The organism is Nitrospirillum bahiense, from assembly GCF_007828025.1.
GTDB lineage: Bacteria > Pseudomonadota > Alphaproteobacteria > Azospirillales > Azospirillaceae > Nitrospirillum > Nitrospirillum amazonense.
In genome coordinates this window covers 1-25,459 of the sequence record NZ_VITO01000008.1, presented here as the reverse complement: position 1 = coordinate 25,459, position 25,459 = coordinate 1, and the positions used below count along the sequence as shown (strand labels likewise).

Genomic DNA, 25,459 nt, shown 5'->3' with positions numbered 1-25,459 from the left:
CAAGGGCCGGTTTCCGGCCAGTGATTAACTTATATACAATAACTATTATGGGTGCAATAGATCGCGCGCGTCGGCGCCCGCGTTTGCGACGTCGCAAATGCTGGTTGGCGGGACGGTGGCGGACGCGGAATCCGGGTGTCAGGGATCAGGCACGAAAGGCGCGCAGCCGGTCGGCCGCGGTGGCGCTCAGGCTGGCGCCGATCATCGACGGGATGACCAGCGTCACGGTGGTGCCCTGTCCCAGCACGCTGTCGACCGTCAGGTTGCCCTTCAGACGCTGGGTCACGTGGTTGTAGGCCACGTGCAGGCCCAGGCCGGGATGGCCGCGGCCCCGGGCGGTGGTGAAGAAGGGGTCCAGGATGTGGGGCAGCACCTCGGCGGGAATGCCCCGCCCGTTGTCGGTCACGGAAATCAGCACCACGCCGCCCTCGGCCGAGGCCGTGACCGTCACATGGCCGTGGGCGCCGGGATCGAAGGCATGGTCGGCGGTATTGGCCAGGATGTGCGTCAAGGCGTTGACCAGCGATTCCGGCACCGTGGGCACCACCAGGCCGTAGGGCACGTCCACTGTCAGCTCGATGGCGCCTTGGGCCAGGGCGGTCCGCGCCACGTTGGCCACATCGGGAAGCAGGGTGGACAGGTCGACCTCCGTCACCTTGCTTTCGCCGTCCTCCGCCGCGATGGCGGTGAAGCTCTTCACCAGGGCCGCCGTGCGCTTGGTGTTGCGTTCCACCAGGTCGGCCAGGTCGGACCATTCCTCCAGCCCGGTTTCCAGGGCGTTGCGCGTCAGCTTGCCCTGGGCGATGTTGTCGCGCACATCCTCCAGGCTGCCGCGCAGGCTGCCCGCGGCGGTTAGCACCACGCCCAGGGGGGTGTTGACCTCATGCGCCACGCCGGCCACCAGGCGGCCCAGCGAGGCCATCTTTTCCTGCTGGATCAGCTTGGACTGGGTGGTGCGCAGGTCCGCCAAGGCCTGGGCCGTTTCCATCCAGGCGGTTTCGGCGCGGCGGTAGGATTCCGCGTTCTCCAGGGCGATGGCGCTATAGGCGCACAGCGTGCGGAAAATCATCTGTTCCCGGTCGCCATAGGCATGGTCGGCGACCACGACCAACACGCCCAGCACCCGGTTTTCCACCACCAGCGGATAGGCCAGCGCCACGCCGTCCTCCACCGTCTCCGTCAGCTCCTGCCGGCTTTGCGCCGCGCGGGCCGGCAGGGACACAGGATCATCCAGATAGACGGGCTCGACGGCGCTGCCGTCGGCGGTGGCGGGTTCCAGGTACGACCCCTGCAGGCGGTACAGCACCAGGCGGTGGCCGGTCAGCAGCTCACCCACATAGCGCTTCAGCGTGCTCAGCACCGCGTCCAGGATCAGGGTGGCGGTGATGTCCTGCCCGGCGTCGCCCAGGCGGCGCAGGATGGCGGCGGACTGGGTCAGGGCGGCATTGGCCTCCGTCAATTCCACCGTGCGCTGGGCGACCACGGCCTCTAGCTCCTGCTGGCGTCGGCGCAGGATGGCGGTGCGGCCCCGTACCAGCAGGCCGACGGCCCCGGCCAGGGCGACGATGCCCAGCATCTGCGCCCACCAGGTCTGGTACCAGGCGGGCATGATGGCCAGCGGCACCGTCAGCTCCGCCGTCGACCATTGGCCGCTGCGGTTGCTGCCCCGCACCCGCAGGGTGTAATTGCCGGGCGGCAGGTTGGTGTAGGCGATCTGCCGCCAGTTACCGTCGATCTCCAGCCAGTCCCGGTCCAGCCCTTCCAGCTTGTAGGCGTAGCGGTTGCGTTCCGGGGCAGAGAAGTCCAGCGAGGCGACCTCCAGGCGGAAGCCATGGTCGTCGGGATGGATGGTCAGGGGTGTGGTGGTGTGGGCCACCTGCGAGCCCGGAATCTGCCGCCGGCCGATATAGGCCTGGGTCACCACCACCGGCGGCACATAGGTCCAGTCCGCCAGCAGGCGTGGGTGGATCAGGGTGACGCCGTCCTCCGCCCCGAACAGGATTTCACCGTTGGGGCCCTTGGCGACGGACGTGGACCAGTGGGTGGTCAGCCACACGCCGTCCGACCGCTGGAAGGGGCGGATGGCCATGGTGATGGGATCGATACGCACGACCCCGGTATCGGTGGACACCCAGATGAAGCCGTCTTCGTCCTGCGCCACGGCGTTGGCGGTGGCCAGCAAGGGCTCCACGTCGCTGGCCAGGAACTTCACTGGCCGCCGGCCGTTGGCGTCCGGCTTGCCGATCATGGCGACACCCTGGCCGTAGATGGTGGCCCATAGCCGGCCCTGGCGGTCGGTGGCCAGCGACGCGATGTTGTGGCTGGTCAGGGTGGTGGGATTGCCGCTGTCCAGGTCTATCTTCTGGACCGTGCCGCTGTCCATCCCGGCCAGGTACAGGCCGCTGTAGGTGCCGATCCACAGGCCATGGTCATCCGCCAGTTGCAGCACCGTGATGCGCTGATCTTGCAGGCCACCGCTACCCTGGCCCAGCGGGTGCGCGGTTCCCGTGGCGGGATTGTAGGCCCAGACGCCGACGTTGGAATCGCCGATCCACAGGTGCGTCCCATCCCATTGCAGGCTGGAGATGTTCAAGGCGGCGTCCAGCCCCGGTACCCGGGTCAGATGCACGGCCCCGGCGCTGAGGTCGGTGCGGTACAGGCCGTCGCGGGTGCCGATCCACACTGTGCCGTTCTGCTGAACCGCGAAGGATCGGGCCACCTTCGCCGGCAGGGCGTGTTCGGGGTTGCCGGGGTCGGAGGCCAGGTGGGAAACCAGCTGCCCCGAAGCGTCCAGGACATCGACGCCGCCGCGGCCGCGACCCAGCCACAGCTTGCCATCCGGTGTGACCATCAGCGAATGGGCGCTGCGGTCTTCCGTCTGGGGGTTGGAGGAGATGGGGGTGAGGAAGCGGAAAGCCTGGGCGGAGGGATCGAAACGGCACAGGCCGGGATAGGTTCCCACCCAGACCAGGCCCGCTTTGTCCTTGTACAGCGACAGGATATTGTCGTTCAGCAGGCTGTCCGGAACCGTACGGTTGCGTTTGATGGTCTTGGCGGCGCCGCTGGCCAGGTCCACCTCCAGCAGCCCGTCGCCCATGGTGCCGACCCAGAAGACGTCGGGCTGCACCTCGAGGATGGCCTTGACCCAGTCGCCGGCCACGCCGGCGAAGGATGCCGGCACGGTCTGGAACTGCGGCACGCCCGTATTGTCCACCTGCAGCAGCAGCACGCCATGGCGGCTGGTGCCCAGCCACAGGCGGCCGTGGCCGTCTTCGTACAGGGTGGTGACGCCATCCATGGCCGCGGATCGCGGCAGGGTTAGGCTACGAAACTCCGTCTGCCCAGGCGGCAGATAGGCCAGGCCGTTGGCCGTTCCCACCCACAGGTATCCCAGATGGTCGCGCTTCAGCGCCTGGATCTTGTCGCCCACCACGCCGCCCGCCGGGTTGTCGGCACCGTGCAGATGCGTGGCCGGTTCCTGGTTGGCGGACAGGTGGTCAAGGCCGCCCTCGGTTCCCACCCATAGGCCGCCGGCCCCGTCATCCTCGATGCTTCGGACGTCGATATGGCTCATGGTGTCCAGCGGCACGCGCACGAACCGGTCGGTGGCTGCGTCGTAGCGCACCAGGCCGGCGGCGCTGGTGCCCACCCACAACCGCCCTTGAAGGTCGGTGTGCAGGGTGCGGATGTTGCTGTCGGGCAGGCCGTAGGGCCCGGTGGCCCCGCCGCCATAGGATTTGAAACGATAGCCGTCGAAGCGCGCCAGGTCGCCGGCAGTGCCCACCCACAGAAAGCCCTCACGGTCCTGCTGGATGGCCGTGATGTATTCGATGCTTTTGCCTTTGTCTTCGTTGTACCGGGTGAACAGATCAATGACCGAATTACGCCACATCTCTGCGGCACGCGCCGGTGCGGCCGTGAGAATTGGTAAACAGACGGCGATCAGTACGCCAGCGCGCCCGATTTTATTGAGCGATCTTCCAATTTCCTGAACGAAATTCAGCATGAGGCTCATCTTATACGTCAAGCGGCGGCGTCAGGGTAATGACCGATCAGTCTGTCGCGATATGTGCCTCCCGGTAAAACGGGGCCTTGGCAAGCCAGGCCGAATACGATGCCGTACCCGGACTTTCTGCCAAGACCCCGCAGTAATTTCACCTGCTTTTATTCTGCGGAGACGTTTTGGTCCTGCACGTCTTCGACCGAAACGTTCTGATCCTGAACGTCCTCGACGGAGACGTTCTGGTCTTGGACGTCTTCGGTGGAGACGTTCTGGTCCTGCACGTCCTCCACAGACACGTTCTGATCCTGGACGTCCTCGGTGGAGACGTTCTGGTCCTGCACGTCTTCCGTGGAGACGTTCTGATCCTGGACATCCTCGGTCGAAACGTTTTGGTCTTGAACCTCTTCGACGGCGGCGACGACCTTCACCGGCGTTGCCGGCTTGGCGAAGGCGGCCAGCCAGCGCTGCTCATCGGCGTTCAGCGCGCCGAAGCTGGTGACATAGCGCACCGGATCGGCACGGAAGGACTGGGCCGCGTCGGGGTCCAGGGCGATCTGCTGCATGGCCTGGAAGTAGGCCTGGGACATGGCGGGCGGGGTGGATGGCACCAGGGTGATGGGGGCGGATTCCGCCGCCGGCACGGGCAGGGGCTTGCCCACCATGGCGCTGATGCCCAGCCGCTCCGCCATGGCCATGTCGTTGTCCAGGCTGTCCTTGGGCGGGATGTACAGGGTGCTGGCCTTGCTCAGCCGCTTCAGGTTGGCGGGGTCGCGGTACGCGCCCAGCTTCAGGCGGCGCAGCACGGGCTTCTGCCCCGGGCGGGTGGCGCCGACATAGTCCACGCAGGGGTGGTTCTCGCCATAGATCTCGATCAGGCGCTCGAACAGGATGGCGCGGCGCTCCAGGTTGTCGGTCACCGGGCGGAACAGGTCGCCCACCGGGCCCACCTGCATCAGCACGACGTGCCCGCTGGTCACCAGCGGCCGGTTGCGCAGCAGGAAGTCGGTGGCCTCCATGGCCTGGTAGCCGGACTGGCTGGGGTCCACGCGCAGGTCGGCGAACAGGTAGTCCAGCGACGACACGCCCGGCAGCAGGCAGGTGTCATAACCCTCGGCCTTGGCGGTGGTCAGGGCCAGGCGGGCGGGGGCGACGTAGAAGCCGGGGTGGCCGTAGAACACGCCGGTCACGCGGTGGCCGGACCGCACCTCGGCCACCATCACCTCGGCCATCTGCACATAGGTCAGGCTGCGGCGCTTGTCCGCGCCGTACAGCGTGGTGAGGTCGATGACGTTGGGGTTGAGGGCGTGCAGGTCGGCCAGCATCAGCGGATCGCGGATGCAGTGGAACACGACGTCGGCGTGGCGGATGTGGCCCTCGGCTTCACGGGTCAGGTGCCCCAGCGCCTGGATGCCCGTGCCCACAATGGCCAGGCTGCCGCTGGATTGTTTCGCTTTGGTTTCAGTCAGGATCGCTTGGGTGTCCGCAATTCTGGTGTCCGGCATCACTACCCCCATCGGTTGAGTTTGTAGTTGGGCAGGTAAGCTACCAGTCTACAATCAGAACGGGTAGATGGAATATGGCATCCGGACAGAATCCCCCATCACGCAGGCGTCGCGAGGGCAGGGGCAACGGGGCGAGAGGGTCCATGTCAATGGTGCGTTAATGGACCTTTGCAATCGGGTGGAGAGTTGGATGATAGTGCCTCGGCTTCCGCCTATCCGCAGACCAGGGGCGCTTCGTTGTTTGATATCGGCTTTTCCCGAGTGTGGCCGCGCCACGCGTTCGCCGGCCTTGTCATCGTCTGTTTGGCAATAGGGGCTTCGGCCGCATGGTCCGACCAAGCACATGCGGCGGGCAAGGCGGAGTCTGTGGTGTCGACAGCCGTCATCGGCAGCTGGCCGGTCGACCTGCATCCGTTGACCAGTGATGAATTGGGTCACGTGACCGTGAAGCGCTATCTGAACCGGCCGGTGCTGGAACAAGGGACTGGTGGACCTGTCTGCACGTACTGCGTGTCGATACCGACCGAGACGGATGGCACCCTGCGCTTCCAACGGGGGGCTGACGGCACATGGGAAACGATCGCCCTCTACGTTCTGCGTCCGGAAGCGAAATGGGCGGATGGTGTGGCCATCACCACCGCCGACGTCGGGTTCACTTGGAAGGTGATGCGCCACTCCGGTGTCGTCTCCGCCCCCCTCGATACCCGGGCGACCGACATAAAAGACGTCCACGTGATCGATGCGAGGACGTTCGAGGTGGTGCATGACGGCCTGCTGTGCGGCACGCGGCTGAGCGTTCCCCCCATCCTGCCCAGCCATCTGGAACAAAAGATTTGGGAGGCAGATCCCAAAAGCTATTTCGAACACTCCCTATATAGGACCAAGCCGGAAACCCCCGGGCTTTACAGCGGACCCTTCCGGCTGACCAAAATGGCCGATAACACCGTGCGGCTGGCGCGGAACAGGTTCTGGGCGGGCCGGTCGCCGGCGTTCGATGGGGTGACGGTGGCGGTGGCGGCGAATAAGGCGGATCTGGAAAAGCTGGTCCGCGACGGGAAGGTCGATACCTTCACCACCCTTGAATTCGACATGGGGCGCCGCCTGGCCAAGGATTTGGCCGACAAATATACGGCCTTTTACGCCCCCAGTGATTTCCTGGTCCACCTACGGCCCAATTTCGACAACCCCATCCTGGCTGATCTGCGCGTCCGCAAGGCGCTGATGTACGGCCTGGATCGCGAGGGGCTTGTCTCCTCGCTATTGGACAACAAGGGCACGGTGGCGCAAAGCCTGTTGAGCCCCTTCATGCCCGGCTACGCCGTGGTAGATCGCTATACCTATAATCCGCAAAAGGCGGCGATCCTGCTGGACGAGGCGGGGTGGACCAAAGGCAAAGATGGCCATCGCAGCAACGCCGCCGGCAAGCCTTTGCGATTTGAGGTACGCTACCGGCGCACCCAGCCCTGGATCGATCTGGCGCCCCAACTGGCGAAGGCATGGGGTGCCTTGGGCGTCCAAGTGGATATGGTCGAAGACCCGCAACTGACCGGCGACGCGGTGGATTCCCGGCAACGCTATCCCGGTATGGTCGGCTTCTCCGAATGGCTGCTTGGTGGGATTGAGGTCGCTCGCTATTGGTACCATTCCGCTATGATTCCATCGGCGGCCAATGGTTGGCAGGGCAGCAATTACTTCGGCATCAGGGTGCCAGCCTTCGATGCTGCCATGGACCGGCTGTTGACCGCAGGCTGCGCCATCGAACCCCGACAGGCAGCGTTGGTGGATTTGCAAAAGGCCTATGCGGAGGGCCTGCCGGCGCTACCCCTCTGGTTTGGGACCGTCATCACCTTGTCCGATCATCGGCTTGAGGGTACGGTCAATTCCCGCACGTTCGCCGCCGCACCTATCGAGAATTGGCAGCTGCGGCCATAGGCCCGATGTTGCCAAGGCCATTTCTCGCGCGCGGTCGCAGTTTACCCTGTGACGCAACTGCGGCGAGTGTTATCACCATCGCTTGGCTGGGAAGGGCGTACCCTATGCACTTCGGACGGGTGGCGGATTGGGAGAGTTGGCGCGGGACGATAGGGTAGACGGGTGGGGCCGCAACGGTGCCGCCGCCCCTTCTCTGAGGGTGATGGAGCGTATCCGGGTCGGCTTGCGCATTCTGGCGCCGGTGCTGGGCGCTGGCTTGCTGATGGTCGCCCTGTTCGGGACGGGGGAACGGACGCTCCATCGTTTGACTGGCGCCATCGATCAGATCGTTGATCGGAATTTGGCCGGCAGCGTCAAGCTGTCTGACATCAATACTCGAGTACAAAGCGTCAACGCCCGCTTCAACCGCTTGCTCGCCGTGAAGTCCGCGGGCCGGCAGGCCGTGGATGTCGATGCTGAACTGGCAGCCATCACAGCACAGGTCAACAGTCTGGCCAGCGATCTTCAGTCGTACCGGGATATCTATGCCACGCCGGCGCAACGGCCGCGCCTGGACGAAATCCTGCGCAACCTGTCCGATTACAAAAGCGCGGTCGCCTGGGTGGGATCCATGCTGGGGATCGATTTCGCCAGCACGGTCAGCTTCATTGAACCCTTTGGTGAGGTGTTCAACCGCGTCCAAGCCGAATTGACCGGTATCGTCGCCGAAACTGGCAAGGATGCCCAGCTTCAGGCGGAGGAGGCGACGCGCCAGGCTGAATCGACCATTCGGACCTTCCTTTATTCTGCTGTGGCGGTGATGCTGGGCATCGCCTTGCTGGCTTGGTTGATTGGGCGCTATCAGCAGCGCCTGCGCATCAGTTCCGAGATGTTGCGCCAGCAGGTGGAGGAGCGGACGGCGGAGCTGCGCAAGGCCAACGATGGTCTGGCGGCTTCGGCCGAAACCTTGCGTCAACTGGGCGATGCAGGGCTGGCGCTGACGGCAACCCTGGACTTGGCGCAGGTGCATGAGGCCCTGTACCACCATCTTTCCGGCCTCATTCCCATGGATGCGTTCGGGATCGCGCAACTGTCGGGCGACGGTCGCGATATCGTGTTTGAACACTTCGTTCTGAACGGGCATGTCCTGCCCACATTTTCCCGGTCCACCCAGGGGGCGGCCGAACCAGCGGTGCGTGCCATGAGGCTGGCAGCCGAGGTGGTGACGCTGGGTGATGACGTGGCGGCCTGGATGGCGGGGGTGGCGGGCCCGGTGGAGGGTGGCCGGATACGGTCGGCGGTCTGGCGGCCGCTGGTGGTTTCGGGGCAGGTATTGGGGCTGATCACGGCGCAAAGCGAAGACGTCGACGCCTACGGTCCCCAAACCCTCGAAATTCTGCGCTCCGCCTGCGCCTATGCGGCCATCGCCATCGCCAACGCGCGGTCCTACCGCGATCTGGAGGCCACCTTGTCTGAACTGCGTGCCACGCAGGACAAGCTGGTCCAGCAGGAAAAGATGGCGTCCCTCGGTCGATTGGTGGCCGGAGTCGCACATGAGATCAATACGCCGCTGGGCGTGGTGCTCACGGCGGCGGGTAGCCTGTACGGTGGGGTGACCGATTTGCGTGATGCCATTGCCAGTGGCCGCCTGACGCGGGCGGCGCTGGAACAAGGCATCAACGAATGGGCTGACTTGGCCACGGTGGTCGAACGCAATGCCGTGCGCACGGCGGCGCTGGTCAAGAGCTTTTCCGCCGTTGCGGTGGATCAGGTGGACGGCCGGGTCCTGGAAACGGATCTTTCCGTTTTGCTGTCCGACGTGGTGACGCTGTTCCGTCCGGCGTTGGATCGGGAAGCTATCCACCTGGACTTTGTGGTGACAGATGCCCCGGTGGTGCAGACGGTGGGGGAGTCGCTGACGGACGCCTTGACCCGCATCCTGGCCAACACCATTGATCATGCCTTCGGCGCCAGCCCGGGCGGCCGCGTCACGCTTTCCGCCACGGCGGCAGGCAATGGCGGTGCGGTCATCACTGTGGCCGACAATGGCGTCGGCATTCCGGCGGATGCGTTGAGCCATGTCTGCGACCCCTTCTTCACCACGGCGCGCGGCAACGGTCATCCGGGCCTTGGCTTGCACGTGGCATTCAATCAGGTGACGCAGCGGTTGAAAGGAACCTTGATAGTGGAAAGCGTCGAGGGGAATGGAACCTGCGTGACCTTGCGCATTCCATCCCTCAAGGGTTGATATTGTTTTTATACAATAGTATTTTGGCGGGCATAAATGATCTGCGTGCGACAAAAGGTCTATTAAGAAACTACAAACTCTCGTTTAGTAATCCACACTAAGAATCAGGGGAATTATGACTCAATTTCTGACCGAGATGACGCCCGAGGATGTGCAGAAGGTCCTGGGCCGTGCCCTGCTGGAACCGGCGTTCCGCAAGCAGCTGCTGGCTGATCCCCAGGGCACGTTGACCATCCTGGGCTTCAAGGCGTCGCCGGAAGCCCTGGCGTTCTTCGCGAAGCTAGGCGACCAGCCTTTCGGCGACGCGGCGGACGATCTGGCGGCCCACATTGCCGCCAACCCTCTGCCGGATGTCTGGTACTGATCAAATAACATAACGGTATAAGTATCCTTGCCGCGGCCCATATGGTGGCGGTGGAAGATATGCGGACGCTTTCGTCTGCTGTTCCTATTCCCGCCTCTTGGTTCTAAGCGGGGAAAAGCTCTTGTGGTCTTCTGTCCGTAAACGTCTCCTGAGGCAGAACGGGCAGAATTTGGGAATAACACGCCCGGTCGGCCTATTTCTGACGGGGCGTGTTTCCATGTCTGAGAACTGAAATACGCATGGCCGATGGATCGGGAATGATGAAGGCTGGTGACGGCCGCACCCTGCTGGTGGCCATGCCCGTCGCCGCCTTGCACTATCCCGTCATTGGCCTGTCCCTGCTGAAGGGGGCGCTGGCCCGCCAGGGCGTGGCGGCGGATATCCGCCACTTCTACCTGGATTTCGCCGACTATATCGGCTTCGACGCCTACGCCGCGGTGGAGGACAGCCGCTATTTCCTGGCCATGGTGGGGGACTGGGTGTTCTCCGGTGCCGCCCATGGCGCGCTAGAGGGGGGGGCGCCAGAGGGGGAGCCATTCACCTTTCTGAATGGCTTGATGGCCGGAGAATACGGCCGCTATTTCGGGCCGCAGCGGCTGATGGGCATCCTGGCGGCCCGCAACAAGGCGGCGGGCTTCATCGAGCATTGCTTCGGCATGGTCGATTGGTCGCGCTATACCGTCGTGGGCTTCTCCACCTCCTTCCAGCAGACCATGGCCTCGCTGGCGCTGGCGCGGCGCATCAAGGCGGCGCATCCCCACATCCTGATCGTCTTCGGCGGTGCCAACTGCAGTGACGAGATGGGCGTGGAACTGCACCGCCGCTATCCCTTTATCGACGTGGTCGTGGGGGGCGAGGCGGAGGAGGTGCTGCCCGAGATGGTGCGCCGTCACGCGGCGGGGTTGGATCTGGCCGGCTTGCCGGGCACCACCATCCGTGCCGCCGATGGCACGACCCTTCCGGCCACCGTGCCGGCCGGCATGATCACCGACATGGACAGCCTGCCGCCCCTGGACTACGCCGATTTCTATGCCGACCGGGCGCGCCTGCCGGCGGTGGCTGAGCGTTTCCCGGCCTTTCCCCTGTTCGAAAGCGCCCGGGGCTGCTGGTGGGGGCAGAAACACCACTGCACCTTCTGCGGCCTGAACGGCCTGGGCATGGCCTATCGCAGCAAAAGCCAAGATCGCGCCTATGCCGAGCTGACCGAGGTGGCCGACCGCTATGGGCGGGAGATCATGGTGGTCGACAACATTCTGGACAGCCGCTACTTCGGCGACTTCCTGCCCCGCCTGGCGGCGCTGGACCGGCCGCTGCTGCTGCATTACGAGGTCAAGGCCAACCTACGCGCGACCCAGTTGGCCCTGCTGGGGCAGGCCGGGGTGCGCAAGATCCAACCGGGCGTGGAATCGCTCAGCACCCCGGTGCTGGCCCTGATGCGCAAGGGAACCACCCTGTTGCGCAATGTCCAGACCCTGCGCCTGGCGGCTGAGGCGGGCGTGCTGGTGGACTGGTCCCACCTCTATGGCTTCCCGGGAGAGACGGCGGCCCATTACCACGCCGCGGCGGCGGTGGTGCCCAAGATCACCCATCTGCATCCGCCCGGCGGCTTCCACCGGGTGCGCGCCGACCGCTTCAGTCCTTACTTCAACACCCCGGCGGCCTTCGGCGTCACCATCCGTCCCGTCCCCGGCTACAGCCACATATTCCCCCACGATGAGGAAGGCATCGCCCGCCTAGCCTATCACTTCGACATGACGCCCGAGCGGCCGGACGAGGATTTGGCGGCTGGTCATGCCGCCCTGGCCGCTCAGCTGGACCTATGGCGCCGGGGCGACGCGACGTTGACCCTGACGCCGGCCAGTGACGGCACGGCGGTGGTGGAGGATGGCCGGGGTGCCACGCCCCGGCGACACGCGCTGGCTGCCGTCGCCACGGCGGTGCTGGACGCCTGCGCCGAAATCCAGGGTGCCGGCCCGCTGCTGAAGACCCTGGCGCTCCGCTTTGGCGAGGCCGCCGTTTCGGCGGCGGTGGCGGAGCTGGAGGCGCTGGCCCTGCTGCTGCGCGAGGGTGACGAACTGTTGGCCCTGCCGCTGCGCCAGCCGGGCTTCGACCGCGCCCCCCGGCATGAGGAAATCCGCACCTCCTGGGGGCGTTCCTACTTCCATCATGCCCAGGCGGCGGCGCGGATGGCGGAACTGGTCGCCTGATCTTTGCCCAAAAGCTTGGCGTCGGCCCCGTCCGTGCCGGGTTGAGCGGGATTTGCGGGCACGGATACCCTTACGTCTCGGGGGAAATGCCCCCAAGGCGTAAGGATAAGCCGGTACGTTACAGGAAATCGCCGATGTGAAACTGCTCGGTCGTGGGCACGACATAGTCGGCGCTGGTCAGCACGGTGGGATCGCCGATGCCAACGGCCACCATGCCGGCGTCCTTGATGCTGATGATGCCGGCCACCGAATCCTCGATGCCCAGGCAGCGTTCCGGTACGGCGCCCACCAGGCGTGCCGCTTCCAGGAACAGGTCGGGCGCCGGCTTGGGCGCCTTGACCGCCGCCGGGTCGGCGATCGCATCGATCAGGGAGGCAATGCCCAGCTGCTGCAATAGGGGCGGGGCGTTGCGGCTGGCCGAGGCCAGGGCAATCTTCAGCCCGGCGGCCCGCACCTCCTCCAATACCCGGCGGGCGCCGGGCAACAGGTCGTCGGGCGTCTGCTCGGCGATGGCGGCGGTGTAATAGCTGTTCTTGCGGTCGGCCAGCACGCGCTTTTCCTCCGCCGTGCGCGTCACGCTCCCCTCTGGCCCGCCATGGGCCAGGATCAGCTCCAGCGACCCCATGCGGTCCACGCCCTTCAACTTCTCCTCGAAGGCGGGTTCCAGATGGATGCCCAGCTCCTCCCCCAGGCGGCGCCAGGCGGCGAAATGGATATGGGCGGTGTCGGCCAGCACCCCATCTAGGTCAAACAGCACGGCATCAAAGCGCGGCATGGTGGGCGCCCTCCATCACCTGTTCCGAGGCCACCTGTTCCGGGGTGGTTGGCGTCAGGTGCACGACCTGCCCGTGATGGCTCAGCGCCAAGCCGGGGCCCGCCAGCAGGCGATAGGTAGTTGCGGCGTCGCAACCGACGGCCACCTCCACCCGGTTGCCCTGGAACTCCAGGCGGAAGCGGTATCCGGTCCAGCCCGGGGGCAGGGTGGGGGTGAAGCGCAGGGTGCTGCCCAGGGCGTGCAGCCCGGCGAAGCCCTGGACCAGGGCCATCCAGCTGCCGGCCATGGCCGCCATATGCAGGCCGTGGCCGGTGTTGTGGTGCAGGTCGTCCAGATCGACCAGGGCGGTGTCCTTGAAATAGGCCAGCGCCTTGTCCATTTGGCCCAGGCGCGCCGCCAGCAGGGCGAACACGCCGGCCGACAGGGTGCTGTCATGCACCGTCACCGCCTCATAGAAGGCGAAGGACCGGCGCACGGCCTCCGGCTCGAACCGGTGGGGCAGCAGGCAGAAGGCCAGGACCGCATCCGCCTGCTTGCACACCTGGTGGCGGTACAGCACCAGCGGGTGGTAATGCATCAGCAGGGGATGATGGTCGGCGGGCGTGCCGGCGAAGTCCCAGGGCTTCTTGTCCAGGAAGCTGTCATCCTGCGGGTAAATGCCGCTGGCCTCGTCATGGGGCAGGTACATGGCCTCCGCCGCCTGGCGCCAGCCCTCCGGCTCCTCCGCGCCCAGGCCGATGGCGGCGGCGATGCGCGCCAGGGCCTCCGGCTTCTCCCGGCCCAGGCGGGCCGCCACCTCGGCCGCGTACTCCAGGTGCGCCTGGGCCATGGCGTTGGTGTAGAGGTTGTTGTCCACCATGGCCGTGTATTCGTCCGGCCCCGTCACCTCATGGATGCAGAAGCGGCCACCGCGGCGGGGGTTGTAATGCCCCATGTCCAGCCACAGGCGCGCCGTCTCGAACAGGATTTCGGCGCCGTGGCGCACCAGGAAATCATCGTCGCCGCTGGCGTCCATGTATTGGCGCACGGCGTGGGCGATGTCGGCGTTGATGTGGTACTGCGCCGAGCCTGCGGGGAAATAGGCGGAGCATTCGGCGCCGCCGATGGTGCGCCAGGGATACAGGGCGCCCTTGCGGTGGCCCATGGCGCGGGCATGGGCACGGGCGCCGTCGAGGGTGCGGTGCCGGTATTCCAGGATGGCGCGGGCCACGGCCGGCCGGGTGTAGACCAGCACCGGCAGGGCGAAGATCTCGGCGTCCCAGAAGTAATGCCCCTCATAGCCCTCGCCGCTCTGTCCCTTGGCACCGACGGAGGTCAGGCCGTCCCGCCCCGCCCCCTGCAGCAGCTGGAACAGGTTGAAACGCACGGCGCGCTCCAGCTCCGGCGCGCCCTCTATGGCGAGATCGGACGACAGCCAGAAATCCTGCAGCGCCTGGGTGCGCGCCTGGCGCAGGGCGGGCAGGCCGATGGCGTTGGCTTGGGCCAGGGCGGCCACGGCGGCGCCGGCCAGCGCCTCGTCATCGGCGGGGGTGCCGTCCACGCCTTTGTCGGCGGCATAGGCGACGCACTTCACCAGGGTCAGCACGGATCCAGGCGTCAGGGTGGTGCGCACGGTGTGGCTGACGATGCCCTGGTCGCGGATGCTGGCGGTCAGGATGGGGGCATCGCTGGTGACGGTCACGCCATGGGTCATGGCCACGGCCACGCCCTGGCGGCTGCGGCCGGTGCGCAGCACCATGCCGTCGCTGCCGTCCTCCTCGATCCAGCGGCGGAAGGCCAGGGCCGCCAGCTGCGGGCCCACGCGGGGGTCGTGCACGCCGCCCTCGTCCGCCGAGGGCGGCTGATGCGGGGCCAGGCACGAATCCACCACCACCTCGGCGGTGAAGTCTTCCGCCGTCACCTGGTACTGAATGACCACGGGGCCGGGGTGGTCCTCCACCACCAGGCGCTCGGTGGCCAGCCGCAGGGTGCGGCCGGCGGGCGACCGCCACCGCAGCGCGCGATGCAGCACGCCGGTGCGCAGGTCCAGCCAGCGGTGATGCTCCAGCACGGTGCCGGTGGACAGATCCAGCGGTTCGCCCTCCACGGTCAGGCCGATCAGGGTGCCGTCCGGCACCGGGATGCGGGTATCGCTGGCCTCGGCGAAGCCCGGCGCCTTCTCGTGATAGGTGATGGGCGTGATCTCATAGACGCCGTTCAGATGCACCACGGGTGCGGTGGAGCGCGCATCCTCCTCCACACCGCCGCGCACGCCGATGAAGCCGTTGCCTAGGGTGAACAGGGATTCGGTGCATTTCAGCGCCGCCGGGCTGTCGCCCTGGGCGATGACCACCCAGGGATCGGTGGCGGGCGGGATGGCGGGGAAGGGGGGGAGCGAGGCTGTCACGGGCGATCCACGTGGTTTCGATCTGCAGGTGGCCTAGGGGGTAACCCGGGCAAGGGGGCCTGGGTTCCCTCCGGCAGGGATGGTTCAGCTGTGCGGGGTGGAGGACAGCGGGGCGGCCACGTCTTCCAGCGACCGGCCCTCCGCCTTCACGCCCAGCACCAGTTCGGCGATGGCGGCGGCGATCATCAGGCCGGCCCCCAGGACGTAGCCCCACAGCACGTTGGTGCGGGAGCCGGTGTCGATCAGGGCGCCGAACACCAGCGGGCCGCAGACGCCGCCCAGGCCGGTGCCGAAGGCGAAGAACAGCGAGATGGCGACGGCGCGGATCTCCAGCGGGAAGCATTCGCTGACCGTCAGGTAGGCGGAACTGGCGGCGGCGGAGGCGAAGAAGAAGATGACGCTCCACGCCAGCGTGATGGTGGTGGCGGTCAGCAGGCCCTGCTGGAACAGGATGCCGGTGCCGATCAGCAGCACGCCCGACAGGGCGTAGGTGCCGGCGATCATGGGCACGCGGCCGATGGTGTCGAAGAAGCGGCCGATGATCAGGGGGCCCAGGAAGTTGCCGGCCGCGAAGGGCAGGATGTACCAGCCCACGGAACTGGACGGCACGTCGAAGAACGAGGTCAGGACCAGGGCCTCGGTGAAGAAGATGGCGTTGTAGAAGAAGGCCTGGGCCGTCATCAGCGACAGGCCCAGCACCGTGCGCCGGCCGTAATCGCGCAGCAGCGACCGGGCCACGGCGGCGGTCGACACCGTCCGCAGCTCGCGCAGGCGCACGGGCGGGCCGGCGGGGGGCAGGGTCAGACCCTGGGCCTGGATGCCCGCCTCGATGCGGGCGACGATGGCCTCGCCCTCCGGCACGCGGCCATGGGTCATCAGCCAGCGGGGACTTTCCGGGATGGCCCGGCGCAGCAGCAGGATGAACAGGCCCAGCACGGCGCCGGTGAAGAAGCTGGCGCGCCAGCCCATGTCCGGCCCCAGCAGGCCCGGATCCAGGAGGACCACGGCGCCGATGGCGCCCAGGGCGGCACCCAGCCAGTAGCTGCCGTTGATGACCAGAGTGACCCAGCCGCGCGCGCGGGCGGGGATCAGTTCCTGGATGGTGGAATTGATGGCCACGTATTCGCCGCCGATGCCGGCCCCGGTGATGAAGCGGAACAGAAGCAGGCTGGTGAAGTCCCAGCTGAAGGCGGTGGCGGCTGTGGCGGTCAGGTAGACCAGCAGGGTGATGCTGAACAGCTTCTTGCGGCCCAGCTTGTCGGTCAGCCAGCCGAAGAACAGGCCGCCCAGCACGCAGCCGATGAGATAGGCGCTGCTGGCGGCCGAAACCTGGGCGTTGTTCAGCGCCAGTGACGGGCTTTCCTTCATGGCGCCGGCGACGGCGCCGGCCAGCGTGACCTCCAGCCCGTCCAGCACCCAGGTGATGCCCAGCGCGGCCACCACCAGGCTATGGAACCGCCCCCAGGGCAGGCGGTCCAGCCGGGCGGGGATGTCGGTTTCCGTCAACGCGGGCGGGCCGGGGGGCGCTGAGGTGAGGGAGGCGGCGCTGGACACGGGATGGTCACCTTCACTGTAGGCCGAAGGAAAAGGAGCCGAGTGGAAAAGGAGGATGGGCGGGCAAAGATCGGGGCAATGCCCGCCCATCCCCAGAGGCCGTCTTCGGGGCGACGGCCCCATACCGGAAGGGTGCCGCCCTGCGGACGGCGCCCCCTAATCAGCCGGCGGTCAGAACTTGGCCGCGGCACTCAGGTGGATGGACCGGCCGAACAGCGGGCGGCCCAGGAAGACGCCGCTGCTGCTGGTGCCGGACCCGACCACGCGGGCGTTGCCCTCGGTGATGCCCAGCTCGTCCGTCAGGTTGGTGCCGGTCAGCTGGACGGTGTAGCGGTCGAACTCGGCCGAGACGCCCAGGTCCAGGGTGTCATAAGCCGGCAGCGGCTGCTGGTTGTTCGGGTCGCCATAGCGGTCGCCCACATGGGTGTAGGTGCCGAACAGGCGCAGGCTGGCCCAATCCAGCGGGATCTCGTACGACGGCGCGATGGAGAACTGGAACTTGGGCTGGCGCAGCACCTGGTCGCCGTTGAAGGTGGGGTTGTCCTGGTACTTGGCATCCAGATAGGTGCCACGGAAGCTGACCGTCAGGTTCGTGACGGGCCGCACCGCCAGTTCAAACTCCGCACCCCAGGCTTCCGATCCATAGATCTCGTTGATCAGGCTGCCGCTGCCGTCGGGGTTCACCACCTCGGCCTGGTACAGCAGGCCGGAGAAGGTGTTGTGGAAGCCGGTGACGTAGGCGCTGTAATAGTGCGACGATGTCTTCAGGCCCACTTCCTGCTGCCGGATGTTGACCATCTGATAGTCACCGCCGCGCAGGGCGTCGAACTGCGGGAACTCGTGGCCGCTGTTGACGCGGGCGTACACGCTGAGGTCATCGGTCAGGTAGTAGTTGGCGCCGACGGTCCACGACGGCTCCGTCCGGTGGGAACTGACGCCGTAGTAGGTGCCGTTGGTGTAGCTGGCGGCGTTGTCGTACAGCGTCAGCGGGTTGTTATCCAGGTCGCCGGTGCTGTCGTTGCTGATGGTGCCGTTGATGCTCTGGTGTTCCATGCGGAAACCGGCGTCCAGGCGCAGGTCCGGCGTGATCTTCCATTCGTCGGAGATGAAGCCCGCCACGGCGGTGCCGTCGTAGCTGGCGTCCAGCGCGTAGAAGGAACCGGAGGTCAGGCCGCCGCGCGAGGCCTTGGCGCCGTTGTTCAGCACCACGTCCACCGCCTGCGGGTGGTTCTGCATGGTCAGCAGGTAGTTGTTGCCCAGGTACCACTGGTCCTTGGACGAATACTGGGCGAAATAGGCGCCCACCGTCAGGGTATTGCCGGGGAACAGCTCATGGCTGAGGCGGGCGTCGTCGGTGAAGGACTGGATGCGCTTGTCCACCGACCACATGCCCACGGCGATGACCTGCTGGTTCATGTTGGTCAGGGCGGCGCCCGAGCCGACGATCTTGGCCGAGCCGCCGGTGGCGATGCCGCCGGCCGCCGCCACCACGGCGGCATTGGCGTTGGCCGAGGTCACGGTGTCGCTGATGAACTGGCCCAGCGTTTCGGGGTTCGAGCCCGTGAATTCCGACTGGGTGAAGGCCCTGCCGGTGACGAAGTTCATCTTGTTGCTGAGCTGCCAGCCCTTCAGGTCCAAATCCAGGGTGTTGCCCAGGGTGGTCAGCTGGATGCCGCGGCCGTCGCCGATGTCCACGTTCTTGGACTGGCCGGGGCCCGTCTCGATGGTGACGTTGCGGACGTCATTGCTGTACAGGCTGAAGGTACCCGGATCGGTGCCGGGGAAGGCCGAGATGTTCTTGCCGCCGTTGCTGCTGACCAGCGGAATGGCGGTGTAGAAGGCGTTCTTGTCGTCCGTGCGGCGGCCGTAGAACGTGAACTCGCCATTCTCGAACTTCTTGGTGACGTTGGCCACCACCTGGCCGCCATCGTCGGCGGGGAACTGGGTGCTGCGGATGCCCTCATTGTAGCGGTAGAAGCCGCCGATCAAGAAGTTCAGGTCCTTGGTGATGGGGCCGCCGTAATAGGTGTCGACGCGGTACAGGCCTTCGTCACCCACGGTCAGGCGGATGCTGCCTTCCGGCGTGTCCGTGCCCTTGCGCTGGATGAAGTTGACCGTGGCGCCCGGCTGGGCGTTGGAGAAGACGGTGGCCGGGCCGCCGCGCAGCACCTCCACCCGCTCCACCGTGTCGTCCAGGCGGATGAGGGTGGAGTTGTCCATGAAGGACAGGGTGGGCGCCGGATAGATGGGCGAGCCATCGATCTGCATGGTGATGAAGGGCGCGTCGCCGCCACCCGGGAAACCGCGCACGTCGATGTTGGGGCCGGCCGTGCCGCTGGTGGATTCCACCCACAGGCCCGGCGTCAGCTTCAGCAGGTCGGCGGTGCCGTTGGGCTGCTGGGCGACGATGTCCTCGGCCTTGATGGTGCTGATGGCGAAGCTGGCGTCCAGCTTCTTCATGCCGTCGCTGCGGGCGACACCGGTGACGATGATTTCCTGAAGTTCGTCCACGGCGCCGGCGGCCTGCGGCGCCGGTGCGGTGTTCGAGGCCGTGGTGGCCGCTGTTTGCGCCAGGCCCACGGCCGGCATCAGCAGGGCGGCCAACGCGACGCCGCCCAACAACGCACCTATCCTGTGAGGATATGACATTCTTCCCTCCCCTTATGTCTTGGTGGTGATCGTGACTTGGACTGGCTCGCCCCGTCGCGCCCTGACCCAAGGCTTCTTATCGGGATGGCACGCCCTGGTTGGGTCGCCCACCACCCCTGCTTGAATGGGGCCATCGATAGCATCGAATGACATCGATAACAAGACATCGATGTCATTTGGGGGCCACGAAGCCGGGGGGCGATGCAATGGCGCAACACCATGGGCATAAACGGGACAAACATTGCTGCGCCTGCACTTCGCGGATGCAGCATAATTCCTGGATATGCGGCGGTTCCTTCAAGCCCTTGGCATATCAGTATCGTGCCACCCCCTCCTCTGGGGTAAGTCGCCGCGCGACTATTGTTATCGATGTCATTCAATGCTAGGGCTGGGCTTTGAAACAGGCGTGGACCCCGGCCAGGAATGGGCGTGGGTCCGTCCCGCGAAAGGTGGGAGATAGGGGATTGGGCCGGGCGGAACGTCTATCCGCATATGGGACTGGACGGCGACTCGGTGACGCCGCCGGGCAGGGCCAGCCCGCGCTTGGCAAGGCCTCGTCTGGCAAGCACAGTGGGTTTATGAAACAGTCATCACCTGGAATGTCCGTTTATGGGGATGTTCCTCTTTCCCGGCTTCCTTTCTCGTTTCGGACCCGCTGATGAGCCCGCGCCCCGCCAAGTCCAGCCGCCCGGCGGCCTCGTCCGTGATGGCGGACGCCGTCCCCGGTGACGCCGGGCGCCTGACCATGGCCGACCTGGCGGAACGGGCGCAGGTCTCCATCATCACCGTGTCGCGGGCCCTGCGCGACAGCCCGTCCGTGCGTGAGGACACGCGCCGCCGCATCCAGGACCTGGCGCGGGAAATGGGCTACCGCTTCAACGCCACGGCGCGGAACCTGCGCCTGCAGCGCAGCCACACCATCGCCGTGGTGGTGGACATGAAACCCACGCCGGAACGCCCCATGTCCGGCCCCTTCCCCTTGGACCTGCTGGGCGGCATCTGCCAGGAACTGACCACGGCCGGTTACAACGTGCTGCTGACCACGGGGCAGTCGCAGCCGGCTGCGGCGGTGCAGGCGGCCGACGGCGCGATCCTGCTGGGCCAGGGGGCGGACGACACGGCCGTGCGCCAGCTGCTGCCCATGGGTGTGCCGCTGGTGGTGTGGGGCGCCCCCCAGCCGGGCGTGGATCCCGTCTTCGTGGGCAGCGACAACCACCAGGGCGGGGCGCTGGCCGCCGCCCGCCTGATCGAGACCGGCCGCCGCCGCCTGGTCTTCCTGGGCGACACCCGCCACCGCGAGAACGCGGAGCGCCTGCACGGCTTCGCCGAAACCCTGGCGTCAGCCGGGGCGGTACTGGTGGCGCTGGTGCCCTGCGACTTTACCTTCAACGCTGGCGTTGCGGCGGTGCGGGGCCTGCTGGCCGATACGTCAGGTGGATTCGACGGCATCTTCGCCTGCAGTGACGCCATCGCGCTGGGCGCCATGCGCGCCCTGACGGAGGCGAAGCTGACCGTGCCGGACGACGTCTCCGTCATCGGCTACGACGACACCCCCATGGCCGCCTTCCACACGCCGGCCCTGACCTCGGTGCACCAGAACTGGACCGAGGGCGGGGTGCGCCTCGCGCAGAGCGTGCTGGCGCTCATCAATGGCGAGCACCCGGACTCGCTGATCCTGCCGACTAGGCTAGTCGTGCGGGCGACTTAAATCGCGCGCAGGTATCAGTAAACATCCCGGCGATAACGCCCCTCGGCCGTCAGCGCGTCCAGGCGGTCGCGGCCCAGGATGGTCTCCAGCGCCTGGTCGACGCCTGGAGCCATGCCTTCAAGGCTGCCGCAGACGTATAGCACGGCGCCCCGGTCCACCCAGGCCCGCACCTCGTCCGCTTGGGCTGCCAGGCGGTCCTGGACATAGCCCTGGCCGTCGCGGGAATAGACCAGGTCCACGCGCGCCAGCGTGCCGTCCGCCTGCCAGGCAGCGATCTCCTCGGCATGCCAGGCGTCAGTGGCGGCATGCCGCTCCCCGAACAGCAGCCAGGCGTCGCCCTGGCGCAGCATTTGGCGGTGCTTGAGGTGGCCGCGCAGGCCGGCCAAGCCGGTGCCGGCGCCGATCAGGATCATGGGCACCGCCGCCGCCGGGGCGTGGAAGCCGGGGTTGGGCCGCAGGCGCATCCGCACCTCTTCCCCCACCGCCACACCGTCGGTCAGCCAACCTGAGCCCAGGCCGAGGGTGCCATCAGGCCGCGTCTGCTGGCGCACCAGCAGGTCCAGGCGGCCGGAGGATGGCAGGCTGGCGATGGAATAGTCGCGGTGATGGGCGCTGGCGTCGTTGCCGGGCAGGATCTGGGCGATGTCGCCGGCGGCCCAAAGGGGCTGGGGCTGGTCTAGGGGCTCCAGCGACAGGTGGTAGGCGGGACCGCCCGGGCTGCCCGGGTTCAGCAGGCGGCGCTCCACCAGGCGCCAGCGGCCGTATGCGTCCGGCGCCCAGTCGGGGGCAGTGCCGGCCCCGATGCTCCGCAGCTGCTCCTGCCACTGGTGCAGCGCCTCGGCGTTGTTGTCGTCCACCAGCACAGGCTCGAACAGGCGGGTGGCGCCGCTGGCGCCCAGCCAGCGGTCCAGGCTGCGGCCGAAGCCGCAGAAGGTCTCATACTGCCGGTCGCCCAGGGCCAGCACGGCGAATTCCACGCCGGCCAGGTCGGCGGGCCTGCCCATGCGCTTCCTGGCGAAGGCGCGGGCGTCGTCCGGCGGTTCCCCCTCGCCATAGGTGCTGGCCACCACCAGCAGGCGGCCGCGCAGGGTCTTCGGATCCAGCTTGGCCAGCGGCAGCACCTCGGGCGCCAGGCCGCCGTCGCGCAGCGCGCCGGCGGTGCGCCAGGCCAGCTGTTCCGCCGTGCCCGTCTGGCTGGCGTAAGCGATGGTCAGGGTGGTGCTGGCGGCGGTGGCCGCATTCTGGGCACCGCCCCGGGCCAGGCGCACCGCCTTCTTCTTGCGGCGGCGGTCCAGGTACATCAGCAGGCCGGTGATGGTGAACAGGGGCATGGCCCCGACCGCGGCCATGAACACCACCGCACCCCCAGTGCCGAAATAGGTACCCCGATGCACGGTCAACACCCCGGCCAGCAGCTGGGCGCCCAGCGCCTTGTCCGCGTAATGGCTTTCGGACTTCACCTGGCCCGTGGCGGTGTCCAGCACCATCTCGTCATAGGCCTGGTCCGCCGGCGCGCCCAGGGGGCGATAGCGCACGCGGGTGGGGCCGCCCGGCTTGCCCGGCGGGGTCAGGAGCGCCATGGCGTAATGGTCGCCCTCGCGCGCCAGGAAGGCGGCCCAGGCGGTATCCACGGAAACGGGGCCGGCCACATTCTTGCCCCGCTCCCGGCCGTCTTTCCCACCTTTCGGGCCTTCCTCGCGCGCCGGCAGCGGCTGGCCGGTCAATAGCTGGACGGCCGCGTCGCGGTACCAGTCATAGGACCACCACAGCCCGGTCAGGCCGATGACCAGATAGACCAGCAGCACCCAGGTGCCGATGACGGCGTGCAGCGACCATAGGAAGGCGCGGCCCTTGGCCCCCGTGTCCAGCGCCAGCCAGGCCCGCCATTTCAGCGGCCGGCGGGGCCAGCGCAGATACAGGCCCGAGAGGCAGAAGAACAGCAGGGCCATGACGGCGGCGCCGGTGATCTGCCGGCCTATGCCGTCGCCGTTGCCGGGCAGGGCCAGCCAGCGGTGCAGCCGGCGGACGAAGGCGAAGAACTCCTCCCCCGTCGCGCGGCCCAGCGCCGTGCCGTCATAGGGGTCGACATAGGCGCGTTCCCCCCGGTTGCCGCCGACACCGCCGGCGAACAGCACGCGCGCCGCCTCATCCTTGCGGGCGGACAGGAACACCCCCTCCACCCGCGTGTCGGGCCGCTGCTCCCGCACCCGGGCCAGCAGCGCGTCGGGCGCCAGCACCGGCGCCTCGCGCGGCGCCACCGTGATCACGCCGGGGCTCAGCGCCCGCATGATCTGGTCTTCGAAACTCATGGTGGCGCCGGTGATGCCCATCAGCGCCAGGACGAAGCCCAGCGTGATGCCCAGCAGCCAGTGCAGTTGATAGACCACCCACCGCCCCGTGATGCCGCCCGCCGGGCCCCTCACCGACAACCGGCGCGCTTTACCGGGCGCACGAATGCTCTGGCTGGCCACGGCGTCGCCGCCGGCCTGGTCTCTGGTCACACTGGTCACTGTCACGTCCCCCGGGTGGCGTCCCACCGCCCGATATTGCAAATCACTCGCAACTCTTATATCGGGCGGACGGGACGTTGGGAAGGGGCTTGGATTAGAGGTGTGTGTGCGCTGCCGCATAAAATGAGAACGGCTGACACATAACGTGAGAATCGGTGGGATTTCTCGCCATATGGGTCAAACACGTCTTTGATCCGAGCAGTTTGGGGACCCGCGGCTATGGGGCCGTCAGCGGACGGTCGGTTTTTAGCGACGCATCAGCAAGATTAGACTGAAGCCGCCCGAACGGATCGCGCTATTCTCTGGCTGTGCCTCCGCACCTTGCGTTACCGTGTTACAAATAGGGGTGTGTCGGGGGAAACCTGCGATACATGAGGAAATGGCATCCGCGCAGCAGCTTATCGGTCTCGTAAAAAGTCACGCCGAGGGCGATTCCGAACGCTTTTTTGACCTCGCGATGCAGCTCTCAGCTGCCGAGGAGCAAAAGGGGCATTCGCGACTCGCCGAACAGTTGCGGCAATGGGCGAATGCCGGGCAGAGTCCTTCGACGCGAATTCCTAAACTCACTCCTATCGCTGCTCCACGCGGCGATCTTGCTCTGTTCCTGGCCGCATCCTACCCGACTGAACGTCTTGTTGATGTCATCTTGCCCGCGCCGATCAGCGACGAGCTTGCGCACATTGTCATCGAGATGAAGCGGCGGGAGAAACTCGAGAAAAAGGGACTGAAACCAAGGCGGCGGTTGCTCCTCTCTGGACCGCCTGGCACCGGCAAAACACTGACCGCCCATGGCATGGCGGGCGAACTGCAATTCCCGCTGTTCACGGTCATGCTCCACGGGCTTATCACCAAGTTCATGGGCGAGACCGCGCAGAAACTGAAGCTTGTCTTTGACACGGTGAAATCCACTCGCGGCGTTTATTTGTTCGACGAGATTGACGCGCTTGCGGCGTCGCGGGGCGACGGAAACGATGTCGGGGAAGCGCGTCGGGTCCTGAATAGCTTCCTGCAATTCCTCGACGAGGATACCGGCCCATCAGTCGTGATTGCGACCACCAATCTTGCCGAAATCCTCGACCGTGCCGTGCTGCGCCGGTTCGATCTGGTGCTTTCCTACGAACTGCCGGACGCCAACTCGATCCGCCAAGCGCTTGAGCACCGGCTGATCGGGTTCTCAACGGGGCGACTGTCTTGGAAGACAGTGACCGACTGCGCGATTGGACTATCGATCGCGGACGTGGTGGCAGCTGCGGAAGATGCCGCGCGGCGTGCGGTCTTAGCAGATCGCGAGTCGATCACCACACCAACGCTGGTGGAAGCGCTTGAGCGCCGTCGCTCACTTCAGGGGTTGGGACGAACCAGGAATGCCACGAGATCTGCCGCACTTTCTCTTGAGAAACTTGGGGAAACCGCGCCCATTCCAGGTAAAGGGCGGAGGCGGAGGTCGCCCCCCAAGTGATGTGCTCGATCGCGCTGGCCATGCGCAGGCAATGCTCTATGCTATTGATGTCCTGCCCAGCATCGCTGCGGAAGCTCTTCCGGGCCTGTACCTAGCAGGGTGTTGAAGAAGTCAGCTTCTTCGGGCTTTGAGAGTGACCTCGTCGTCGTTGTCGTATGAGAGTTCGATTTCGAGTGTCCCGTC

General features: G+C 66.5%; 13 protein-coding genes. 6 read left to right on the top strand and 7 right to left on the bottom strand.

Features of this window, described 5'->3' with window-relative positions; genetic code table 11:
- Positions 1-145: 145 nt before the first annotated feature.
- Together FBZ88_RS13260 and FBZ88_RS13255 are read right to left on the bottom strand one after the other, a co-directional pair.
- Positions 146-3,892 carry a two-component regulator propeller domain-containing protein gene (locus tag FBZ88_RS13260; RefSeq protein ID WP_186464379.1) on the bottom strand — a complete coding sequence of 1,249 codons (3,747 nt, stop codon included), beginning with the start codon at positions 3,890-3,892 and terminating at the stop codon, positions 146-148.
- Between the two features lie 272 nt (positions 3,893-4,164).
- On the bottom strand, positions 4,165-5,505 hold the full coding sequence (locus FBZ88_RS13255; RefSeq protein ID WP_186464378.1) for an SAM-dependent methyltransferase: 1,341 nt from the start codon (positions 5,503-5,505) through the stop codon (positions 4,165-4,167).
- A 186-nt stretch (positions 5,506-5,691) separates the two neighbouring features.
- Between FBZ88_RS13255 and FBZ88_RS13250 the strand changes: the two genes are divergently transcribed.
- The 4 genes from FBZ88_RS13250 to FBZ88_RS13235 all read left to right on the top strand — a co-directional run bounded on the left by FBZ88_RS13250 (position 5,692) and on the right by FBZ88_RS13235 (position 12,235).
- A complete protein-coding gene (locus FBZ88_RS13250) occupies positions 5,692-7,437 on the top strand; it encodes an ABC transporter substrate-binding protein (RefSeq protein WP_186464377.1) in 1,746 nt (581 codons plus the stop codon).
- A 202-nt stretch (positions 7,438-7,639) separates the two neighbouring features.
- Positions 7,640-9,664 carry a sensor histidine kinase gene (locus FBZ88_RS13245; RefSeq protein ID WP_145617465.1) on the top strand — a complete coding sequence of 675 codons (2,025 nt, stop codon included), beginning with the start codon at positions 7,640-7,642 and terminating at the stop codon, positions 9,662-9,664.
- Positions 9,665-9,779: 115 nt separating this feature from the next.
- Complete coding sequence (locus tag FBZ88_RS13240; protein ID WP_040846155.1) at positions 9,780-10,028, top strand: Os1348 family NHLP clan protein; 249 nt, start codon at positions 9,780-9,782, stop codon at positions 10,026-10,028.
- Positions 10,029-10,285: 257 nt separating this feature from the next.
- Positions 10,286-12,235 carry a RiPP maturation radical SAM C-methyltransferase gene (locus FBZ88_RS13235; RefSeq protein WP_186464376.1) on the top strand — a complete coding sequence of 650 codons (1,950 nt, stop codon included), beginning with the start codon at positions 10,286-10,288 and terminating at the stop codon, positions 12,233-12,235.
- 118 nt (positions 12,236-12,353) lie between these two features.
- Here FBZ88_RS13235 and pgmB read toward each other — a convergent pair whose 3' ends face one another.
- From pgmB to FBZ88_RS13215, 4 genes are all read right to left on the bottom strand, one after another.
- A complete protein-coding gene (gene pgmB / locus FBZ88_RS13230) occupies positions 12,354-13,010 on the bottom strand; it encodes a beta-phosphoglucomutase (RefSeq protein WP_145617462.1) in 657 nt (218 codons plus the stop codon).
- The gene (locus tag FBZ88_RS13225; RefSeq protein WP_145617460.1) at positions 12,997-15,396 is read right to left on the bottom strand and encodes a glycoside hydrolase family 65 protein; all 2,400 of its coding nucleotides are present in this window, start codon (positions 15,394-15,396) and stop codon (positions 12,997-12,999) included. The genes pgmB and FBZ88_RS13225 overlap by 14 nt, the downstream gene beginning before the upstream one ends.
- Before the next feature lie 84 nt (positions 15,397-15,480).
- A complete protein-coding gene (locus FBZ88_RS13220; RefSeq protein ID WP_186464375.1) occupies positions 15,481-16,950 on the bottom strand; it encodes an MFS transporter in 1,470 nt (489 codons plus the stop codon).
- Between the two features lie 171 nt (positions 16,951-17,121).
- Complete coding sequence (locus tag FBZ88_RS13215) at positions 17,122-19,572, bottom strand: TonB-dependent receptor (RefSeq protein WP_186464374.1); 2,451 nt, start codon at positions 19,570-19,572, stop codon at positions 17,122-17,124.
- Between the two features lie 685 nt (positions 19,573-20,257).
- Here FBZ88_RS13215 and FBZ88_RS13210 point away from each other — a divergent pair.
- The gene (locus FBZ88_RS13210) at positions 20,258-21,307 is read left to right on the top strand and encodes a LacI family DNA-binding transcriptional regulator (protein ID WP_211102646.1); all 1,050 of its coding nucleotides are present in this window, start codon (positions 20,258-20,260) and stop codon (positions 21,305-21,307) included.
- A gap of 14 nt (positions 21,308-21,321) precedes the next feature.
- Here the strand turns inward: FBZ88_RS13210 and FBZ88_RS13205 are convergent, their stop codons facing one another.
- Positions 21,322-23,817: a PepSY domain-containing protein gene (locus FBZ88_RS13205; protein WP_211102645.1), complete on the bottom strand. Its 2,496-nt coding sequence runs from the start codon at positions 23,815-23,817 to the stop codon at positions 21,322-21,324.
- Positions 23,818-24,196: 379 nt separating this feature from the next.
- Between FBZ88_RS13205 and FBZ88_RS13200 the strand changes: the two genes are divergently transcribed.
- Positions 24,197-25,276, top strand: a complete 1,080-nt coding sequence (locus FBZ88_RS13200; protein WP_145617454.1) for an AAA family ATPase — start codon at positions 24,197-24,199, stop codon at positions 25,274-25,276.
- Positions 25,277-25,459: the final 183 nt, after the last annotated feature.